Annotated in this window: 16 protein-coding genes; 12 read left to right on the forward strand and 4 right to left on the reverse strand. The window is 64.0% G+C overall.

Annotated elements, in window-relative coordinates:
- Positions 1–105: 105 nt before the first annotated feature.
- A complete protein-coding gene (locus ACXAF5_RS05215; RefSeq protein ID WP_474945786.1) occupies positions 106–981 on the forward strand; it encodes an S-methyl-5'-thioadenosine phosphorylase in 876 nt (291 codons plus the stop codon).
- Between the two features lie 134 nt (positions 982–1,115).
- Positions 1,116–2,147 carry a DUF418 domain-containing protein gene (locus tag ACXAF5_RS05220; RefSeq protein WP_474945787.1) on the forward strand — a complete coding sequence of 344 codons (1,032 nt, stop codon included), beginning with the start codon at positions 1,116–1,118 and terminating at the stop codon, positions 2,145–2,147.
- A gap of 26 nt (positions 2,148–2,173) precedes the next feature.
- On the opposite strand, the gene ACXAF5_RS05225 is transcribed toward ACXAF5_RS05220, so the two are convergent.
- Positions 2,174–2,347: a hypothetical protein gene (locus ACXAF5_RS05225; RefSeq protein ID WP_474945788.1), complete on the reverse strand. Its 174-nt coding sequence runs from the start codon at positions 2,345–2,347 to the stop codon at positions 2,174–2,176.
- Between the two features lie 394 nt (positions 2,348–2,741).
- Between ACXAF5_RS05225 and ACXAF5_RS05230 the strand changes: the two genes are divergently transcribed.
- The 3 genes from ACXAF5_RS05230 to ACXAF5_RS05240 all read left to right on the forward strand — a co-directional run bounded on the left by ACXAF5_RS05230 (position 2,742) and on the right by ACXAF5_RS05240 (position 5,902).
- Positions 2,742–3,281, forward strand: a complete 540-nt coding sequence (locus tag ACXAF5_RS05230; protein ID WP_239324769.1) for an adenine phosphoribosyltransferase — start codon at positions 2,742–2,744, stop codon at positions 3,279–3,281.
- A 215-nt stretch (positions 3,282–3,496) separates the two neighbouring features.
- The gene (locus tag ACXAF5_RS05235) at positions 3,497–3,979 is read left to right on the forward strand and encodes a fasciclin domain-containing protein (RefSeq protein ID WP_474945789.1); all 483 of its coding nucleotides are present in this window, start codon (positions 3,497–3,499) and stop codon (positions 3,977–3,979) included.
- A gap of 288 nt (positions 3,980–4,267) precedes the next feature.
- The gene (locus ACXAF5_RS05240) at positions 4,268–5,902 is read left to right on the forward strand and encodes a SulP family inorganic anion transporter (protein WP_474945790.1); all 1,635 of its coding nucleotides are present in this window, start codon (positions 4,268–4,270) and stop codon (positions 5,900–5,902) included.
- A 270-nt stretch (positions 5,903–6,172) separates the two neighbouring features.
- On the opposite strand, the gene ACXAF5_RS05245 is transcribed toward ACXAF5_RS05240, so the two are convergent.
- On the reverse strand, positions 6,173–6,814 hold the full coding sequence (locus ACXAF5_RS05245; protein WP_474945791.1) for a CatB-related O-acetyltransferase: 642 nt from the start codon (positions 6,812–6,814) through the stop codon (positions 6,173–6,175).
- 1 nt (position 6,815) lies between these two features.
- Complete coding sequence (locus ACXAF5_RS05250; RefSeq protein WP_474945792.1) at positions 6,816–7,421, reverse strand: flavin reductase family protein; 606 nt, start codon at positions 7,419–7,421, stop codon at positions 6,816–6,818.
- A 111-nt stretch (positions 7,422–7,532) separates the two neighbouring features.
- Here ACXAF5_RS05250 and ACXAF5_RS05255 point away from each other — a divergent pair, with 111 nt between their 5' ends.
- The 6 genes from ACXAF5_RS05255 to rpiB all read left to right on the forward strand — a co-directional run bounded on the left by ACXAF5_RS05255 (position 7,533) and on the right by rpiB (position 11,463).
- Positions 7,533–8,033, forward strand: a complete 501-nt coding sequence (locus ACXAF5_RS05255) for a GNAT family N-acetyltransferase (RefSeq protein ID WP_474945793.1) — start codon at positions 7,533–7,535, stop codon at positions 8,031–8,033.
- A 90-nt stretch (positions 8,034–8,123) separates the two neighbouring features.
- A complete protein-coding gene (locus ACXAF5_RS05260; protein WP_474945794.1) occupies positions 8,124–8,900 on the forward strand; it encodes an EcsC family protein in 777 nt (258 codons plus the stop codon).
- Between the two features lie 220 nt (positions 8,901–9,120).
- Positions 9,121–9,579: an NUDIX hydrolase gene (locus ACXAF5_RS05265; protein WP_474945795.1), complete on the forward strand. Its 459-nt coding sequence runs from the start codon at positions 9,121–9,123 to the stop codon at positions 9,577–9,579.
- A 98-nt stretch (positions 9,580–9,677) separates the two neighbouring features.
- Complete coding sequence (locus ACXAF5_RS05270; protein ID WP_474945796.1) at positions 9,678–10,166, forward strand: DUF1178 family protein; 489 nt, start codon at positions 9,678–9,680, stop codon at positions 10,164–10,166.
- A gap of 79 nt (positions 10,167–10,245) precedes the next feature.
- The gene (locus tag ACXAF5_RS05275; protein WP_474945797.1) at positions 10,246–10,887 is read left to right on the forward strand and encodes an SDR family NAD(P)-dependent oxidoreductase; all 642 of its coding nucleotides are present in this window, start codon (positions 10,246–10,248) and stop codon (positions 10,885–10,887) included.
- 126 nt (positions 10,888–11,013) lie between these two features.
- Positions 11,014–11,463, forward strand: a complete 450-nt coding sequence (gene rpiB / locus ACXAF5_RS05280) for a ribose 5-phosphate isomerase B (protein ID WP_474945798.1) — start codon at positions 11,014–11,016, stop codon at positions 11,461–11,463.
- 118 nt (positions 11,464–11,581) lie between these two features.
- On the opposite strand, the gene ACXAF5_RS05285 is transcribed toward rpiB, so the two are convergent.
- Positions 11,582–13,348 (reverse strand): trypsin-like peptidase domain-containing protein, encoded by a 1,767-nt coding sequence (locus tag ACXAF5_RS05285; RefSeq protein ID WP_474945799.1) that lies wholly within the window; start codon positions 13,346–13,348, stop codon positions 11,582–11,584.
- A 296-nt stretch (positions 13,349–13,644) separates the two neighbouring features.
- Between ACXAF5_RS05285 and ACXAF5_RS05290 the strand changes: the two genes are divergently transcribed.
- Entirely contained in the window at positions 13,645–14,595 is a 951-nt protein-coding gene (locus tag ACXAF5_RS05290) for a glycine--tRNA ligase subunit alpha (RefSeq protein ID WP_239324743.1), read from the forward strand.
- The last annotated feature ends 9 nt before the right edge of the window (positions 14,596–14,604 follow it).

Raw genomic sequence — 14,604 nt, forward strand, 5'->3', positions numbered from 1 at the left:
GCGGTGCCCCGCCTGCGGTAAAATCCCTTGCTCGGTGCAACAGCCGCTTGCCAAACCGCGCCCCGCTCGGCCATAGGTCGACAAACACCGGCAGGAGAGATCCAAATGACAGAGACCATGATCGCCGTGATCGGCGGCTCCGGCATCTATGATATCGATGGGCTGGAGGGGGCCGAATGGCGTCGCGTTGACAGCCCCTGGGGCACCGCTTCGGATGACATCCTGATCGGACGCTTCGACGGCGTGAAAATGGCCTTTCTGCCGCGACACGGGCGTGGTCACGTGCATGCGCCGACCGATGTGCCCTACCGCGCCAATATCGACGCGCTCAAGCGGATCGGTGCAACCGACGTGATCTCGGTCTCCGCCTGCGGGTCCTTCCGCGAGGCGATGGCGCCGGGGGATTTTGTGATCGTGGACCAGTTCATCGACCGGACGTTCGCGCGCGACAAAAGCTTCTTCTCCTCAGGCTGCGTCGCCCATGTTTCGGTGGCGCATCCGACCTGTCCCCGGCTGGGGGATGCCTGCGAGGACGCGGCCCGCGCCGCCGGCATCACCGTGCATCGGGGCGGCACCTATCTGGCGATGGAGGGGCCGCAGTTCTCCTCGATGGCGGAATCGAAGATGTACCGCGATGTCTGGGGGGCCGATGTGATCGGCATGACCAATATGCCCGAGGCCAAGCTCGCCCGCGAGGCGGAGCTTTGCTATGCCTCGATCGCCATGGTCACCGACTATGACAGCTGGCACCCGGATCACGGCGCCGTGGACATCACAGAGATCATCGCCACCTTGCAAGGCAACTCCGACAAGGGCCGGGCGCTGGTCAAGGGGCTGCCCGCACGCCTTGGGGCCGACCGTGCCCCCTGTCCGCACGGCTGTGACCGGGCGCTGGAGTATGCCATCATGACGGCACCGGACAAGCGCGACCAGGCGCTGCTGGCCAAGCTCGACGCGGTCGCCGGACGTGTGCTGGGCTGACGCCAACGGGCAACAGTATCGCTCAAGATCCCGGATGGGCAGGAAAAATTTCCGTGCCCATCTTTCATTCCACGCCCCTCGTTCCTTTGTTAAGGACAGGTTGAACTGTTTCCAAACGCAGGGAGGGCGTCGGAATGACCCGCACAGGTGCGCGATTGACCGGGATCGATATGGCACGGTTCCTGGCCTATTGCGGCATGGTGCTGGTGAACTTCCGACTGGCGGCTGAAGTTCAGCCCGCCGCGGACCTGCCCTCGCTGATCACCAACGCGCTGGAAGGGCGCGCGGCGGCCCTGTTTGTTGTGCTGGCGGGCGTTGGATTGGCGCTTGGGCGTCCGGATGCGGCCACGATGGTGAAACGGGCGGCCTTCCTGATGGGGGCAGGCCTGTTGAACCTGTTGATCTTCGAGGCCGACATCCTGCATTTCTACGCGCTCTATTTCCTCTGTGTGCTGCCCTTCCTGCGCGCGTCCGGGCCGGTGATCTGGGGCGTGATCGTTGCCCTGCTGATCGCTAGCGTGGCCATCCACGCCGGGCTTGACTACGACCAGAACTGGGATTGGGACAGTCTGGAGTACACCGGGTTCTGGACCTTCCCCGGTTTCCTGATGCATTCGTTCTTCAACGGTTGGCATCCGGTACTCCCCTGGCTGGCGTTCCTTCTCTTTGGTCTCTGGCTTGGTCGTCTGGATCTGGCCGACCGGCGGGTGCAGCTGCGCATGCTGGGTCTGGGCCTTCTGGCAGCTGGCCTGGGCGCGATCCCGGGGCAACTGGTCTCCGATCCGGAGCTGCTGCCGCTGTTTGACACCGCAATGATCCCGCCGGGTCCGACCTACCTTGTCGCTGCCAGCGGCAGCGCGGCAGCCGCGCTTGGGGCGGTGCTTCTATGTGCCCCCGTGCTGGAGCGCGCCGGGCTGGGCGCATGGCTCACGGCACCGGGGCGGCAGGCGCTCAGCCTCTATATCTTTCACATCCTGTTCGGGATGGGACTGCTGGAGGCGCTGGGCCTCTTGGGGGGCAGCCTGACGACGACGGAGATCCTGATCTACAGTCTCGGGTTCTGTGTCTTGTCGGCGATCTATGCGCGGGTCTGGGCGCTGGCCTTTCGCCATGGCCCGCTGGAGGCGTTGATGCGGTGGAGCACGGATCGCCGACGTCCCGCCTGACCACTGGCGGGGGGCCTGACGCCACGCTAGCCCTTTTTGTTCTTCTTCACGAAGTCCCGCATGAAATGACGGATCTCGCGCGCGGCCGAGGTATCCAGCGCCTTGCACAGTTCCACAAACGCGTCGCGCTCGGCCTTGTCCAGCCGCAGAACCAGCTGGCTGTCCTTCTTCGACGATTTCTCTTTGGATTTCTTGTTCACGGCCGCTCTGGGTCTGGTCCTTGAAATATGTCAAGGAATTGTATATACATTGCATATGCAGTTTTGCACTGCATATCCGAGCATGAGTATTTGTAAACGATAAGGAGAGTTCAACAATGAACCTGCATGTAGCCCGAAATTTGCTGACCACCCGTCGCCACGACTGGCTGCGTCGTCACCTGTCTTGGCTGCCCGAAGGCCTGTACCGGACCTACCTGACCAAGCGGAAATAGGCAGCTGTGCCACAAACGCGGACAAGCGCGGGCCCGTGAGGGGCGTTGACGCTTGCACGGCGGGCGTGCTTCGGTCACACCGCACAGGTCCGGCGGTTTGAGGCGCAGTCCCAGGTCGGATGTGAACCGATCCAGGAAGCCAAGTCAGGGACTACCGCCCCATGAGCACGTCGAAAACCGTCAAGGACTACATCCGCACCATCGTCGATTTCCCGCACGAAGGGATCATGTTTCGCGATGTGACCACCCTGTTTGCCGACCCGCGCGGGTTCCGCATGGCGGTGGACCAGATGCTGCACCCCTATGCCGGTCAGCGCATCGACAAGGTGGTGGGGCTCGAAGCCCGCGGTTTTATCCTCGGCGGCGCCATCGCGCATCAGTTGGGCACCGGGTTTGTGCCCGTGCGCAAGAAGGGCAAACTGCCCGGCGCGACCATCTCGCAGGAATACAAGCTGGAGTATGGCGAGGCGGTGGTGGAGCTGCACAAGGACGCCATTCAGCCCGGTGAGAAAATCCTCGTGGTGGATGACCTGCTGGCCACCGGCGGCACGGCCGGTGCAGGGATCAAGCTGATCGAGAAGCTCGGCGGCGAGATCATCTCCTGTTCCTTTATCATCGATCTGCCGGAACTTGGTGGGCGCACGCATCTCGAAAACCTCGGGATGGACGTGCATGTGCTCTGCGAGTTCGAAGGGCTCTGACGCCCGCAACGCCCCCGGATCACTCACAGGCGATCACAGCTTCACACGCAGGTGTGACTGGATTTCTGAACAGCCCCCGGCTTAGGGGGCTTTTCCTTTGTGTCAAACGGACGGTGGCAAAGATCCGCCAGATCCAGATCGGAGCTTGTTTCGTTGTGCTCTACAGATGTCGCGGTCGCGACGTCCATTGTGACAGAGACAAGAGGAGTTCCACCATGTTCCGCAAGTTTGCACTCGGTACCGTTGCCAGCTTTGCCGTCGCCACTGCCGCCTTCGCGGGCGGTCAGTCCAAGGACATCGTCGATATCGCGTCGGGCAACGACAACTTCGACACCCTCGTCGCGGCCGTGACCGCTGCTGATCTGGTCGATACGCTCAAGGGCGACGGCCCCTTCACCGTCTTTGCGCCGACCGATGCTGCCTTTGAGGCGCTGCCGGAGGGCACCGTCGAGGAGCTGCTGAAGCCCGAAAACAAGGATCAGCTGATCTCCTTGCTGACCTACCACGTGGTGCCGGGCAAGGTGATGTCCTCCGACCTGAGCGACGGCATGAAGGCCGCCACGGTGCAAGGCGCTGAGATCACCGTCGACATCGACGGCGGCGCGATGGTGGATGAGGCCAAGGTCATCCAGGCCGACATCGAGGCTGAGAACGGCATCATCCACGTGATCGACAAGGTCATCATGCCGGGCAGCTAACAGCGCGCCCACCGTTTTCCAATCATGCCACTCACTCACGGCATCGGGGAGCCTTCGGGCTCCCCGAATTTTTTGTGGCGGAGCGGGCATGTGAGCCGGGTGTGGGAGAGGCGGTTCGGCTCGGACGCAGCGCTGGCGGTTTCACCGACGGATCCGCACCCTCGTGCCACTGAACTGCGCAGGGAACATGGTTTCAGGGGGTGATTTCTGGCCATCTCTTGTGTCGCAGGGGCATTGGCGCTAACAGGCGCACAAATCTTCCTTCCCGAATTTACAGGTATTGGTGGCATGACACGCGGCATACTGGGCCTATTGGCCAAGAATATCTCTCCTCCCAATCTTTCCATCATGCAGGACGAGGGCTTTACCGTGGCCCGCGTGCGCACCGAGCTTCTGTCGGGGCTGACCGTGGCGCTGGCGCTGGTGCCGGAAGCGGTTGCCTTTGCCTTTGTTGCTGATGTGCACCCGTTGGTGGGGCTGTATGCGGCGTTCCTGGTGGGACTGATTACGGCGCTGATCGGGGGGCGGCCGGGCATGATCTCTGGTGCGACCGGCGCGCTTGCGGTGGTGATGGTGGCACTGGTGGCCGATCACGGCGTCGAATACCTGTTTGCCGCGGTGGTGCTGATGGGCATCTTCCAGGTGATTGCCGGTGTGATGCATTGGGGCAAGTTCATCCGCCTGGTGCCGCATCCGGTGATGCTGGGCTTTGTGAACGGTCTGGCGATCGTGATCTTCCTGGCGCAGCTCAACCAGTTCAAGGTGCCCGGGAGCGTGGAAAACACCGGCCATGGCGCCGGTGGCGGCGCGTGGCTGGCCGGTCCGCAACTGGCGACCATGCTGGCGTTGGTGGCACTGACCATGGCGATCATCTGGGTGATGCCGCGACTGACCAAGATCATTCCGGCACCGCTGGCTGGCATCGGCATCACCGCGGTGATCGTGATCGCCTTTGGTCTTGATGTGCCGCGGGTCGGCGATCTGGCCTCGATCGAGGGTGGGCTGCCGATGTTCCACATCCCGATGGTGCCGTTGACCTGGGAAACCTTGCAGATCATCCTGCCCTACGCGGTGATCCTGGCGGCGATCGGTCTGATCGAGAGCCTCCTGACCCTGAACCTGGTGGGCGAAATCACCGGCAAGCGCGGCGGCGCAAGCCAGGAGTGCATTGCACAAGGGACCTCCAACATCGTGACCGGCTTCTTTGGCGGCATGGGTGGTTGTGCGATGATCGGTCAGTCGATGATCAATGTGAACTCCGGCGGGCGCACCCGGATCGCGGCGATCGCGGCGGCCTTGTTCCTGCTGGCGTTCATCGTTATCGCCTCGCCCCTGATCGAACAGATCCCGCTGGCCGCCCTGGTCGGGGTGATGTTCATGGTGGTGATCGGGACCTTTGCCTGGAACAGCTTCAAGATCATGACCAAGGTGCCGCTGATGGACGCCTTTGTGATCGTGCTGGTGACGGTGGTGACCGTCATGACCGACCTGGCGATCGCGGTTGTGGTCGGGGTCATCGTGTCGGCGCTGGCCTATGCCTGGAACAACGCCCGCCGCATTCACGCCATCACTCGCGACAGTGTCAGCGAAGCGGGGGCCAAGGTCTATGAAATCCAGGGGCCACTGTTTTTCGGGTCGACGGATGGGTTCATCGAGTTGTTCGACGTGCAAGGCGACCCGGATGTGGTGATCGTGGATTTCGCCGCTTCGCGTGTTGTCGACCAGTCCGCGCTCCAGGCGATCGAGGCGGTGGCCGGGCGCTATGCCGCGGCTGGCAAGACCTTGCAGCTGCGTCATCTGAGCCGGGATTGCCACGAATTGCTGTCCAAGGCTGGCCATCTGATGATCGACAGTGACGATGACCCGGAATACGGTCTGGCGGTCGATTACTCTGTGAAGACAGGTATCCTCGGCGGCCACTGAGCGTGGAGCGTCAGGTCAGTTAAGCGGTCGCGGTCCCATGCGGGACCGCGGCTTTTTTGTGTGTTTCGGAAGCGGCTCGGGTTCACCAAAGCAGCAGTCTGCGCAGCCATCCTCGCCTGACTCCGGCCTGACGGACCGTGCCCCGCCGCGACAAGGAAAATGGCCTTATCCCCGCCCATGCGGGCGCGGAGCCTCGGCAATTTGCCTTGCACGCCGGGCCCCGGCCCATCCGTTCGGGATCAGGCGAGGGTGGCTCCGAAGCAGCAGCTTTCAATCGGGGGCGAGCGCTTCCAGCATGTCGAGGTCGCCGGAGGTGATCGCCGGTTCTGCGCGCAGGATCAGCTCGGCCGGCCAGTCCCACCATTTCAGCGCCAGGAGCCGTGCAATCTGGGGCTTGGGGAACCGATGGCGGGCAATGCTGGCCGGATTGCCTGTCATGATCGCGTAGGGAGGAACCGTGCCGCGCACCACGGCACCCGCGCCGATGATGGCCCCGTCGCCGATGCGCGCGCCGGGCAGGATCAACGCGCCGTAGCCGATCCAGACATCATTGCCGATCACCGTGTCGCGGGTGTCCGGCTGAAACCCGGCCATCTGCGCCGGATCAAAGACCGGGAAGGGGTAACAGCTGAGGCCCTCCTGCGCGTGATTGGCCGAGGCGGTGATGAACTTCACCCCATGGGCGATCTGGCAGAACCGGCCGATCTTGAGCCGCTCGCGCGCCCCCGCAAACAGATAGGGAGCGAGGTGGCTGCCCCAGTCGCGGGGTGGGTCGAAATCCGACGCATAGGTGTAATCGCCGACAATGAAATTCGGGTTGTCGACCGCCTGTGCCAGCTGCGCGGTCCCTGCATGGGGTGTCCCGTCCGGCAGCACAATCGGATGGCGTTGTTTGGGATCAGGAAGCGGCATTTCAGTCGTCCGGGCGCGACAGGGAGAACAGGTCGCTGACCTTGGCATAGTCACGATAGCCAAGGCGCGAGAGCGGCTGGTATTTGGTCACGTCAAAGATCCCGTCCACAAGGCAATCATCGCGCAAATGCACGCCAACCACCTCGCCAAAGGCCACCTTGTTGGCCTCGCCGGGCAGGTCGATGATCTGCGTCAATTTGCACTCCAGAGCAGCGGGCACGCCCGCGACACGGGCGCAGTCGATGGTTTCGCAGTCGACCGCCTCAAGCCCCGCGTGTTCGAACTCGTCGACGCCCTTATCAAGCGCTGCGGAGGATTTGTTCATCTGATCGCGCATGGCATATTCAACGATATTGACGCAAAAGACGCCAGTCTCGCGGATATTGGCCATGGAATCCTTGGTGCCGTCCTGATCCGCTTTGGTCGAGGTGGAGGCAAACATCACCTGCGGCGGCACATAGGCGACGGCGTTGAAAAAGGAATAGGGCGCGAGATTGTTGACGCCTACGCCGGAGCGGGTGGAAATCCAGCCGATCGGGCGGGGGGTCACAACGGCGTTGAAGGGGTTGTGGGGCAGGCCGTGGCCATCCTCAGGGCGGTAGAACATTCTATGTCTCCAAGTGTTTGCCCCAGACTTACGCCCGTGCTAGGGCGAAATCCACCCCCGCGTCGAGTTGGCCCCGTGGTCGCAGAGCGCAACTGACGGAGCCAGAGACACGTGATCACCATCGCGCCGGAGATGCCGGAGGATTCCTGGGAGGTGGAAGCCCTCTATGACCTGTGCTTTGCGCCGGGGCGGACGGCCTTGTCGTCCTATCGGTTGCGCGACGACGTCGCCCCGGTGCGCGCGCTCAGTCAGGTGGCGCGCGACAGTGATGGCATTCTGGCAGGCGCGATCCGGTTCTGGCCGGTGCATGTGGGGGATCGTGACGCGCTGCTGTTGGGGCCGGTGGCGGTCCATCCGACCCGGCAGGGCGAGGGCATCGGTGCCTCGTTGATCCGCGACAGCCTGTGGAAGGCGGAGCACAGCCACTGGCAGCGGGTGATCCTTGTGGGCGATGCGCCCTATTACCGGCGGTTCGGTTTCGAGCGGCTCGAAGGCGTTGAAATGCCGCCTCCGACCAACCCGGAACGGGTGCTGGGGCTCAGCCTCTCGGAGGCGGGGTGGCACGGGGTGCAGGGGCCGGTCACCCGCTGGCACGGTGCGGCGCAGGGGTAACGCTTGTGTCCGGTTGCGATGGCCAGACCTTGAAACCGTGCCCTGGGCTGCTGATCTCTTGTAGCAGGCGCAATGGGGACGAGGTCACATATGGGCGAACTGCCGGGTGAAATTCTGGAACAGAGCGGGCGCAGCCTGACGGTACGGGACGTCGAGGCCGAGCTGACTGCGATTGCCGCGCGCTACCGGGCGGCAGGCAGTTTTGGCATGCGGCTGTTGAATGCGCTGGGCGGGCAGGGCGAAGATCTGATGCGTCGACTGCCCGGCCCCATGCGTGGCGCGGTGGAGGGCGCGGTGTTGCAGGCACTGCATCTGTCGGTGCGCGGGGCGGCGCTCAGTCGGCGGATGCTGCCGGACCAGCCGGCCCAGACCAATCGCTGGGTCAGTACCACAATGGGCCTGGTGGGGGGCGCGGCCGGGTTGCCGGGTGCGCTGGTGGAATTGCCTGCCACCACAACGTTTTTGATGCGCAGCATTCAAGGGGTCGCAGAGGAATACGGCTTTGATCCCGATGCCAAAAGCGTGCGGTTCGACGCGGTCGAGGTCTTTGCCGCTGCCGGTCCCATGGCCCATGACGATGGCGCGGACACCGGGTTCCTGACCCTGCGGCTGGGGTTGTCCGGGGCCGGGCTGTCGCAGTTGATCGCAGTGGTTGCCCCGCGTCTGGCAGTGGCGCTAGGGCCCAAGCTTGCAGCACAGATGGTGCCGGTGCTTGGGGCCGTGGCGGGGGGCAGTGTCAACTACGTCTATTCCGGGTATTATCAGGAAATGGCGCATGTACATTTCGCGCTGCGCCGGCTGGCGATCGAGGCGGATGTGCCGTATCCCGACATGGTGAACCGGCTGCGGCAGAGGCTGTCGCCATGATCCGCGCGCCCCGTGCCCGCTGGTGTCATCCCGATGTCATACAGGGCTGTCAGAGCGGGCGAAATATGCCACCGGCGTGCTGTCATGCGACTTGACCGGAGTGGTGGTAAAAGAATTGTTAACCAATGCAAGGCACGCTCTGGCTGCGGGCCGGGATTTCGGCGCGCCGGGCTGACACCGCTCCGCCGATGCCGCAGGGCGAGAGAGGATGGGACCCGCCATGGTGTTGGTCTTGGATGTGAGTGATCCGCAGGACGATCGGCAGCTGCACCAGCAGGTGGGGGCATTGTGCTATCGGATCACCGCCAAGGGCCGGGTCAAGGTGCTGCTGGTGACCTCGCGGCGGACCGGCCGCTGGATCATCCCCAAGGGCTGGCCAATGGAGGGCAAAACTGCCGCCGAAGCGGCCACGATCGAAGCCTGGGAAGAGGCGGGCGTGCGTGGGCAGGCGCTGGATGGGCGGATCGGCAGGTTTAGCTATGTCAAAACGCGCGAGAACGCGACCGCACTGGCCTGCCGGGTTGATGTTTTTCCGCTCCGCGTGCGCGGTCTCGCGACGCAGTTCCCCGAGCGGGGGGAGCGCAGGCGGGCGTGGATGTCGCTGCGGCGTGCGGCGAAACAGGTGGCCGAACCGGAGCTTGCCGCGCTGCTGAAGTCCTTCGCGCCACCGGGGCCGTGACGTCACCTGCGGCGGCCGAAGCCGTGGAGGATGGCAGGGGGGCCTTGCAAACGCCGCTCAGCCGTATTTAATCGGCGCCTCTGAGGACGAGACAGAACATGATACGTTACGCACTGAAATGCGCCGAAGGGCATGGGTTCGAGAGCTGGTTCCAGTCCGCCGAGGCCTACGAGAAACTGCGCGGCGCGGGCCTGGTTGCCTGCACCGAATGCGGTTCGACCAGCGTCGAGAAGGCTCTGATGGCCCCGAGAGTGCGCCCTGGCCGCGCGGCCACCACCGTCGCCGCCCCCGAAGATCCGGGCGAGACGCAGCCGGCGGTGGCGGGAACGGCGCCGCCCGCGCCGACGTCGCTTGCCGCGCCCGCAAACGAGCTGGAGGCCGCGATCACCGAGCTGAAAAAGCAGGTCGAGGCGAATTCAGACTATGTGGGCACCGATTTTGCCAAACAGGCGCGTGACATGTATCTGGGCGAGACGCCGAAACGCTCGATCCATGGCGAGGCAAAACCCGAAGAGGCCAAAGCCCTGATCGAAGACGGGGTGCCGGTGCTGCCGTTGCCCTTCGCCCCGACACGCAAGACAAATTGAGGCATCTCCGTCCCGCAGATTGGTGGACCCGATCGCTGGCCGGTGTATACAGGCAGAGCAGACAGGAAGGAGACCGCCAATGCATGTGGTCGTGACAGGCAGCAGCCGCGGCATCGGACGCGAGCTGAAAACAAGGCTGACCGCGCGCGGCGACCGGGTGACCGGAACCTCGCGGGATCATTCCTCGGGCACGCGGCTCGATGTGAGCGATCCCGGTCAGCAGGCACGCTTTGCGGCGCAGATCAAGGGCGACCCGGTCGACCTGCTGATCTGCAACGCGGGGGTTTATCTCGATAAATCCATGGCGCTGAATGACTATACTGCCGAAGTCTGGGCAAAGTCTCTGGCGGTCAATGTGACGGGCGTGTTCCTGACCGTGCAGGCGATGCTGCCGAACCTGAAGCTGGCAGAGGCGCCGAAGATCGCGATCATCTCGTCGCAGATGGCCAGCCACGCCCGCGCACCGGGGGGATCCTACGCCTATCGCGCGTCAAAGGCGGCGGCGCTCAATATCGGGCGTAATCTCGCCACCGACCTGAAACCCGAAGGCATCGCCGTGGGCATCTATCACCCGGGCTGGGTGCGTACCGATATGGGCGGGCAGGACGGCGAGATCACGGCGCAGGAGAGCGCGGTGGGGCTGATCCGTGAATTCGACGTGCTGTCGCTTGATACAACGGGGTGTTTCCACACCTGGGACGGGCGCGTCCACGCCTACTGATCGGGCGTGTCGCGGCGGATTGGGGGCTTTGCCCCTGTGTTGAATCCGGGTAAGGGACGGGTGAACCCCACCTGATCCACCTAAACCGGGACCGGGATCGGCCCTGGACCATGGGATGACCGCATCATGACTGCCAGCAACCGCATCGTACTTTCCAGTGATCACGCCGCCATTGCGCTGCGCCAAACCATCGCCAAACACCTGGAGGCGCGTGGCTTCAGCGTGACCGACCTCGGGCCGACCTCTCCGGAAAGCACCCATTACCCGACCCATGGCGAGGCCGCCGCACGTCATGTGGCCGCAGGCGAGAGCGACCTGGGAATTGTCCTCTGTGGCACCGGACAAGGCATCATGATGGCTGCCAACAAGGTCAAGGGCATCCGCTGCGGCGTCTGCTGTGACACCTTTTCCGCTCAGATGATCCGTGCCCACAACAATGCCAACATGCTGTCGATCGGCGCGCGCGTCGTTGGCGAAGGCGTGGCGCTTGAGATCGTCGATGCCTTTGTCGATGCCGAGTTCGAAGGCGGCCGCCACGGCACCCGTGTCGACATGATTACCGCCATCGAAGGCTGATCGCGGCCATAACGGCCGGGGCTGTTCCCGGTCTCTCCGGTGATCGTGCATAAATTCATAAAGAAGAGGCTCCCGAAGATCGCTTCGGGAGCCTCTTTTGTTTTTCTATTGTGTGGGATCAGTCCCAGCAGCTCACAAGGGTGGTGAGGCCGGTGGCCTCTTTTTGCAGCAACGACATCGGCAGCTCGCCGGTGGCCGCGGCCTGGGTGGCCGGCATGCCGACGCCGGCCTTGTCGAGCGCCATGCGGATCACCTCGCCCTTGAGCGCAAAGCGCACGCCCTCGGGCAGGGTCGGCCCGTCCGTAGCTTCGGGCAGCAGCATGCCATGCACGGTCCCGTCCTTGTCCAGCAGCGGCCCGCCGGCATCACCGGGCTGAGCGGTCAGTTCCAGACGGGCCAGGTGGCTCTCGCCCTGAAGGCCGCTGAGGTCGCTGAGCGCGCCCCAGGTAAGGCTTGGAGCACCAAGCACACCACCGTAGGAATAGCCCGATACCGCAAGCGCGCTGCGCAGGCGCGGCGCGGTGGCCGCAAGCGGGGCCGTGGCCATGGGAGTCAGCGCCTGCTGCGGCTTCAGGACTGCGATGCCCGCCTCGGCATCCGCCAGCAGCACATCGGCCGTCACGTCGCGGTCGATGGTGACGCGGCCGCATCCGTTTACGACGTCTGCCGTGGTGACGGCGATCCCGTTTGCAGTCACGAAGAACGCGGAGCGCGACAGGCGCGGCTTGCGCACCTCCAGGCCGGAGACGAGGTCGATCGACTGCGCGTCATCCATGCCGGCGGTCGGGTCGAGAACATTTTCCAGCCGGGTAAAGCTCTGTTGCATGGCCGACAGCACCCGGGTGCGGCGCGCCTCGTCACCGGCGGGCCAGACCAGGGTGAAGCCCTTGATCTCGCCATTGTCCAGACGCGCCTCGGTATAAGAGACGATCTCGTCGTTGCGCCCCTCCAGGGTGAAGCGATCACCGGAGCGTTCTCGCGGACCGTCCAGCGGCACGATTTCCAGTGTCTGCATGATGTCATAGAGACCATAGAGCGTGCGGCGGTTGCCCGGCTGGGATATCAGCAGAACCTGTACGCCGAGGTCTCCGGCGGGTTCGAAATGCGCAAAGGGCGGCTCGTAGCGGCTGAAAGCAACCTCGCCCAGGGGCAGATCCAGTGCGATGCCGGCGCGCGCATCGGTGTGGCGTGCCATCCCGGTGGAAATCAGCGGCGCATTGTATTCATCCATGAGCGCCTGGCGCTGCCCGGTGGTGAGCACGCCGGTCGGCTCATATCCGCGTGCGGCCTGCCAGTCTGACATGGAGGCCCGGGTGCCACGGCCAAAGGCACCGTCGATGCCCGCGGTATAGAAGCCTGCGGCCTTCAGGGCGATTTGCAAATCCATCCGTTCGTCACGGGTGAGTGCGCGTTCGCTCTGGCGGGCCTGTGCCGGGGTTTCATCCGGCACCGTGGTGTCCACGGGCGCGGCCTCGGCAACAGGGGCGGCCTCTTCCTCGGTTGTGGTCAGCGGCGCGGTAGACGGCACCTCTGCCTCGGCCCCGACCGGGTAGAAGCGGGTGCGCAGATTGCCCGAGAAGGTGATGAAACTGTCGCGCGGGATCTGGCCTTCGGCGCGGTAGACGCGCAGCACCTGTTCGGCGTCGGGGCGGGCATAGGGGCCGATGACGATGCCATACCAGCCGCCACCGAGCGCATATCCCGACACATCGGGCAGGCGGGCGGCGAAATCGCGGGCCTCTTCCTGCGCTTCCTGGAGCGAGGGGCGGGCGGCCACCTGGATCCAGACGCCGCCAGCGCCCGACTGTTGGGCCTGCGAAACGCCCGGAAGTGCTGCGAGGCACATCGTCAATGCCCACAACACCGAGGCAATTAGGTTCTTCATTGCTCAACCTCTGTACGAAGAAACGGATTTTGTTCGCCGCGCAGGTAACCACTTTGTGACCCCAAAGGGAACGGCGATGGTCCGCACATTGACGTGTAAAGTGTAAATGTTTCTCATCTTCGACACATCCCCGGGATTTTTCCCCGTGTCATGGTGGCCACAGTGCCCTGCGGCGCACGGGGCCGTTGACCCCGCCGGGGGGCTTGCATAGGAAGACGGTCGAACATTGCACCGTCCGTGCGGGGGCCCTGAGGCCCGGCCAGGGCGGGCGCGCCGATGCCCTAAAGGGAAGAGACATGACCCAGACCACCGCCCCGCGTTCGTTTCAGGAGATCATCCTGCGTTTGCAGACCTATTGGGCCTCCAAGGGCTGCGCCATCCTGCAACCCTATGACATGGAGGTGGGCGCGGGTACCTTTCACCCGGCAACGACGCTGCGCTCGCTCGGCTCCAACGCATGGGCCGCGGCTTACGTGCAGCCCTCGCGCCGCCCCACGGACGGGCGCTACGGTGAAAACCCGAACCGCTTGCAGCATTACTACCAGTATCAGGTGCTGATCAAACCCAGCCCGCCCGACTTGCAGGAGCTGTATCTCGGCTCGCTGGAGGCCATCGGCGTCGATATGGAGCTGCACGACATCCGCTTTGTCGAAGACGACTGGGAAAGCCCGACGCTTGGCGCATGGGGGCTGGGCTGGGAAGTCTGGTGCGACGGTATGGAAGTCAGCCAGTTTACCTATTTCCAGCAGGTTGGCGGCCATGATTGCCACCCGGTCTCGGGCGAGCTGACCTACGGTCTGGAACGACTGGCGATGTATATCCTCGGCATCGATCACGTGATGGACATGCCCTTCAACGATCCGCAGTCGCCACAACCGCTGACATATGGCGATATCTTCAAGCAGACCGAAGAAGAATACGCGCGCTGGAACTTTGACGTGGCCAACACCGAGGTGCTCTTGCGTCATTTCGAGGAGGCCGAGGCCGAATGTGCCGCAATCCTCGCGCAAGAGCATATGGACCCCAAAACCGGCAAGCGCATCATCATGGCGCATCCGGCCTATGACCAATGCATCAAGGCCTCGCATATCTTTAACCTGTTGGATGCGCGCGGTGTGATCTCCGTGACCGAGCGTCAGGCCTACATCGGGCGCGTGCGCACGCTGGCAAAGCAATGCGCCGATGCCTTTGTGCTGACCGAGGCGGGCGGACACACCGGCGAGACTGCGGGCGAAACAGCGGCCTGAGCGGCGCAA

This window comes from Epibacterium sp. ABV4_022, from assembly GCF_056159345.1.

Bases quoted from the DNA above. Each gene is read 5' to 3' on its own strand.
- ACXAF5_RS05215 (WP_474945786.1), top strand. From the start codon at position 106: ATGACAGAGACCATGATCGCCGTGATCGGCGGCTCCGGCATCTATGAT.
- ACXAF5_RS05265 (WP_474945795.1), top strand. From the start codon at position 9,121: ATGGTGTTGGTCTTGGATGTGAGTGATCCGCAGGACGATCGGCAGCTG.
- ACXAF5_RS05250 (WP_474945792.1), bottom strand. From the start codon at position 7,421: ATGTTCTACCGCCCTGAGGATGGCCACGGCCTGCCCCACAACCCCTTC.
- rpiB (WP_474945798.1), top strand. From the start codon at position 11,014: ATGACTGCCAGCAACCGCATCGTACTTTCCAGTGATCACGCCGCCATT.
- ACXAF5_RS05270 (WP_474945796.1), top strand. From the start codon at position 9,678: ATGATACGTTACGCACTGAAATGCGCCGAAGGGCATGGGTTCGAGAGC.
- ACXAF5_RS05220 (WP_474945787.1), top strand. From the start codon at position 1,116: ATGACCCGCACAGGTGCGCGATTGACCGGGATCGATATGGCACGGTTC.
- ACXAF5_RS05260 (WP_474945794.1), top strand. From the start codon at position 8,124: ATGGGCGAACTGCCGGGTGAAATTCTGGAACAGAGCGGGCGCAGCCTG.
- ACXAF5_RS05275 (WP_474945797.1), top strand. From the start codon at position 10,246: ATGCATGTGGTCGTGACAGGCAGCAGCCGCGGCATCGGACGCGAGCTG.
- ACXAF5_RS05240 (WP_474945790.1), top strand. From the start codon at position 4,268: ATGACACGCGGCATACTGGGCCTATTGGCCAAGAATATCTCTCCTCCC.
- ACXAF5_RS05230 (WP_239324769.1), top strand. From the start codon at position 2,742: ATGAGCACGTCGAAAACCGTCAAGGACTACATCCGCACCATCGTCGAT.
- ACXAF5_RS05235 (WP_474945789.1), top strand. From the start codon at position 3,497: ATGTTCCGCAAGTTTGCACTCGGTACCGTTGCCAGCTTTGCCGTCGCC.
- ACXAF5_RS05245 (WP_474945791.1), bottom strand. From the start codon at position 6,814: ATGCCGCTTCCTGATCCCAAACAACGCCATCCGATTGTGCTGCCGGAC.
- ACXAF5_RS05290 (WP_239324743.1), top strand. From the start codon at position 13,645: ATGACCCAGACCACCGCCCCGCGTTCGTTTCAGGAGATCATCCTGCGT.
- ACXAF5_RS05285 (WP_474945799.1), bottom strand. From the start codon at position 13,348: ATGAAGAACCTAATTGCCTCGGTGTTGTGGGCATTGACGATGTGCCTC.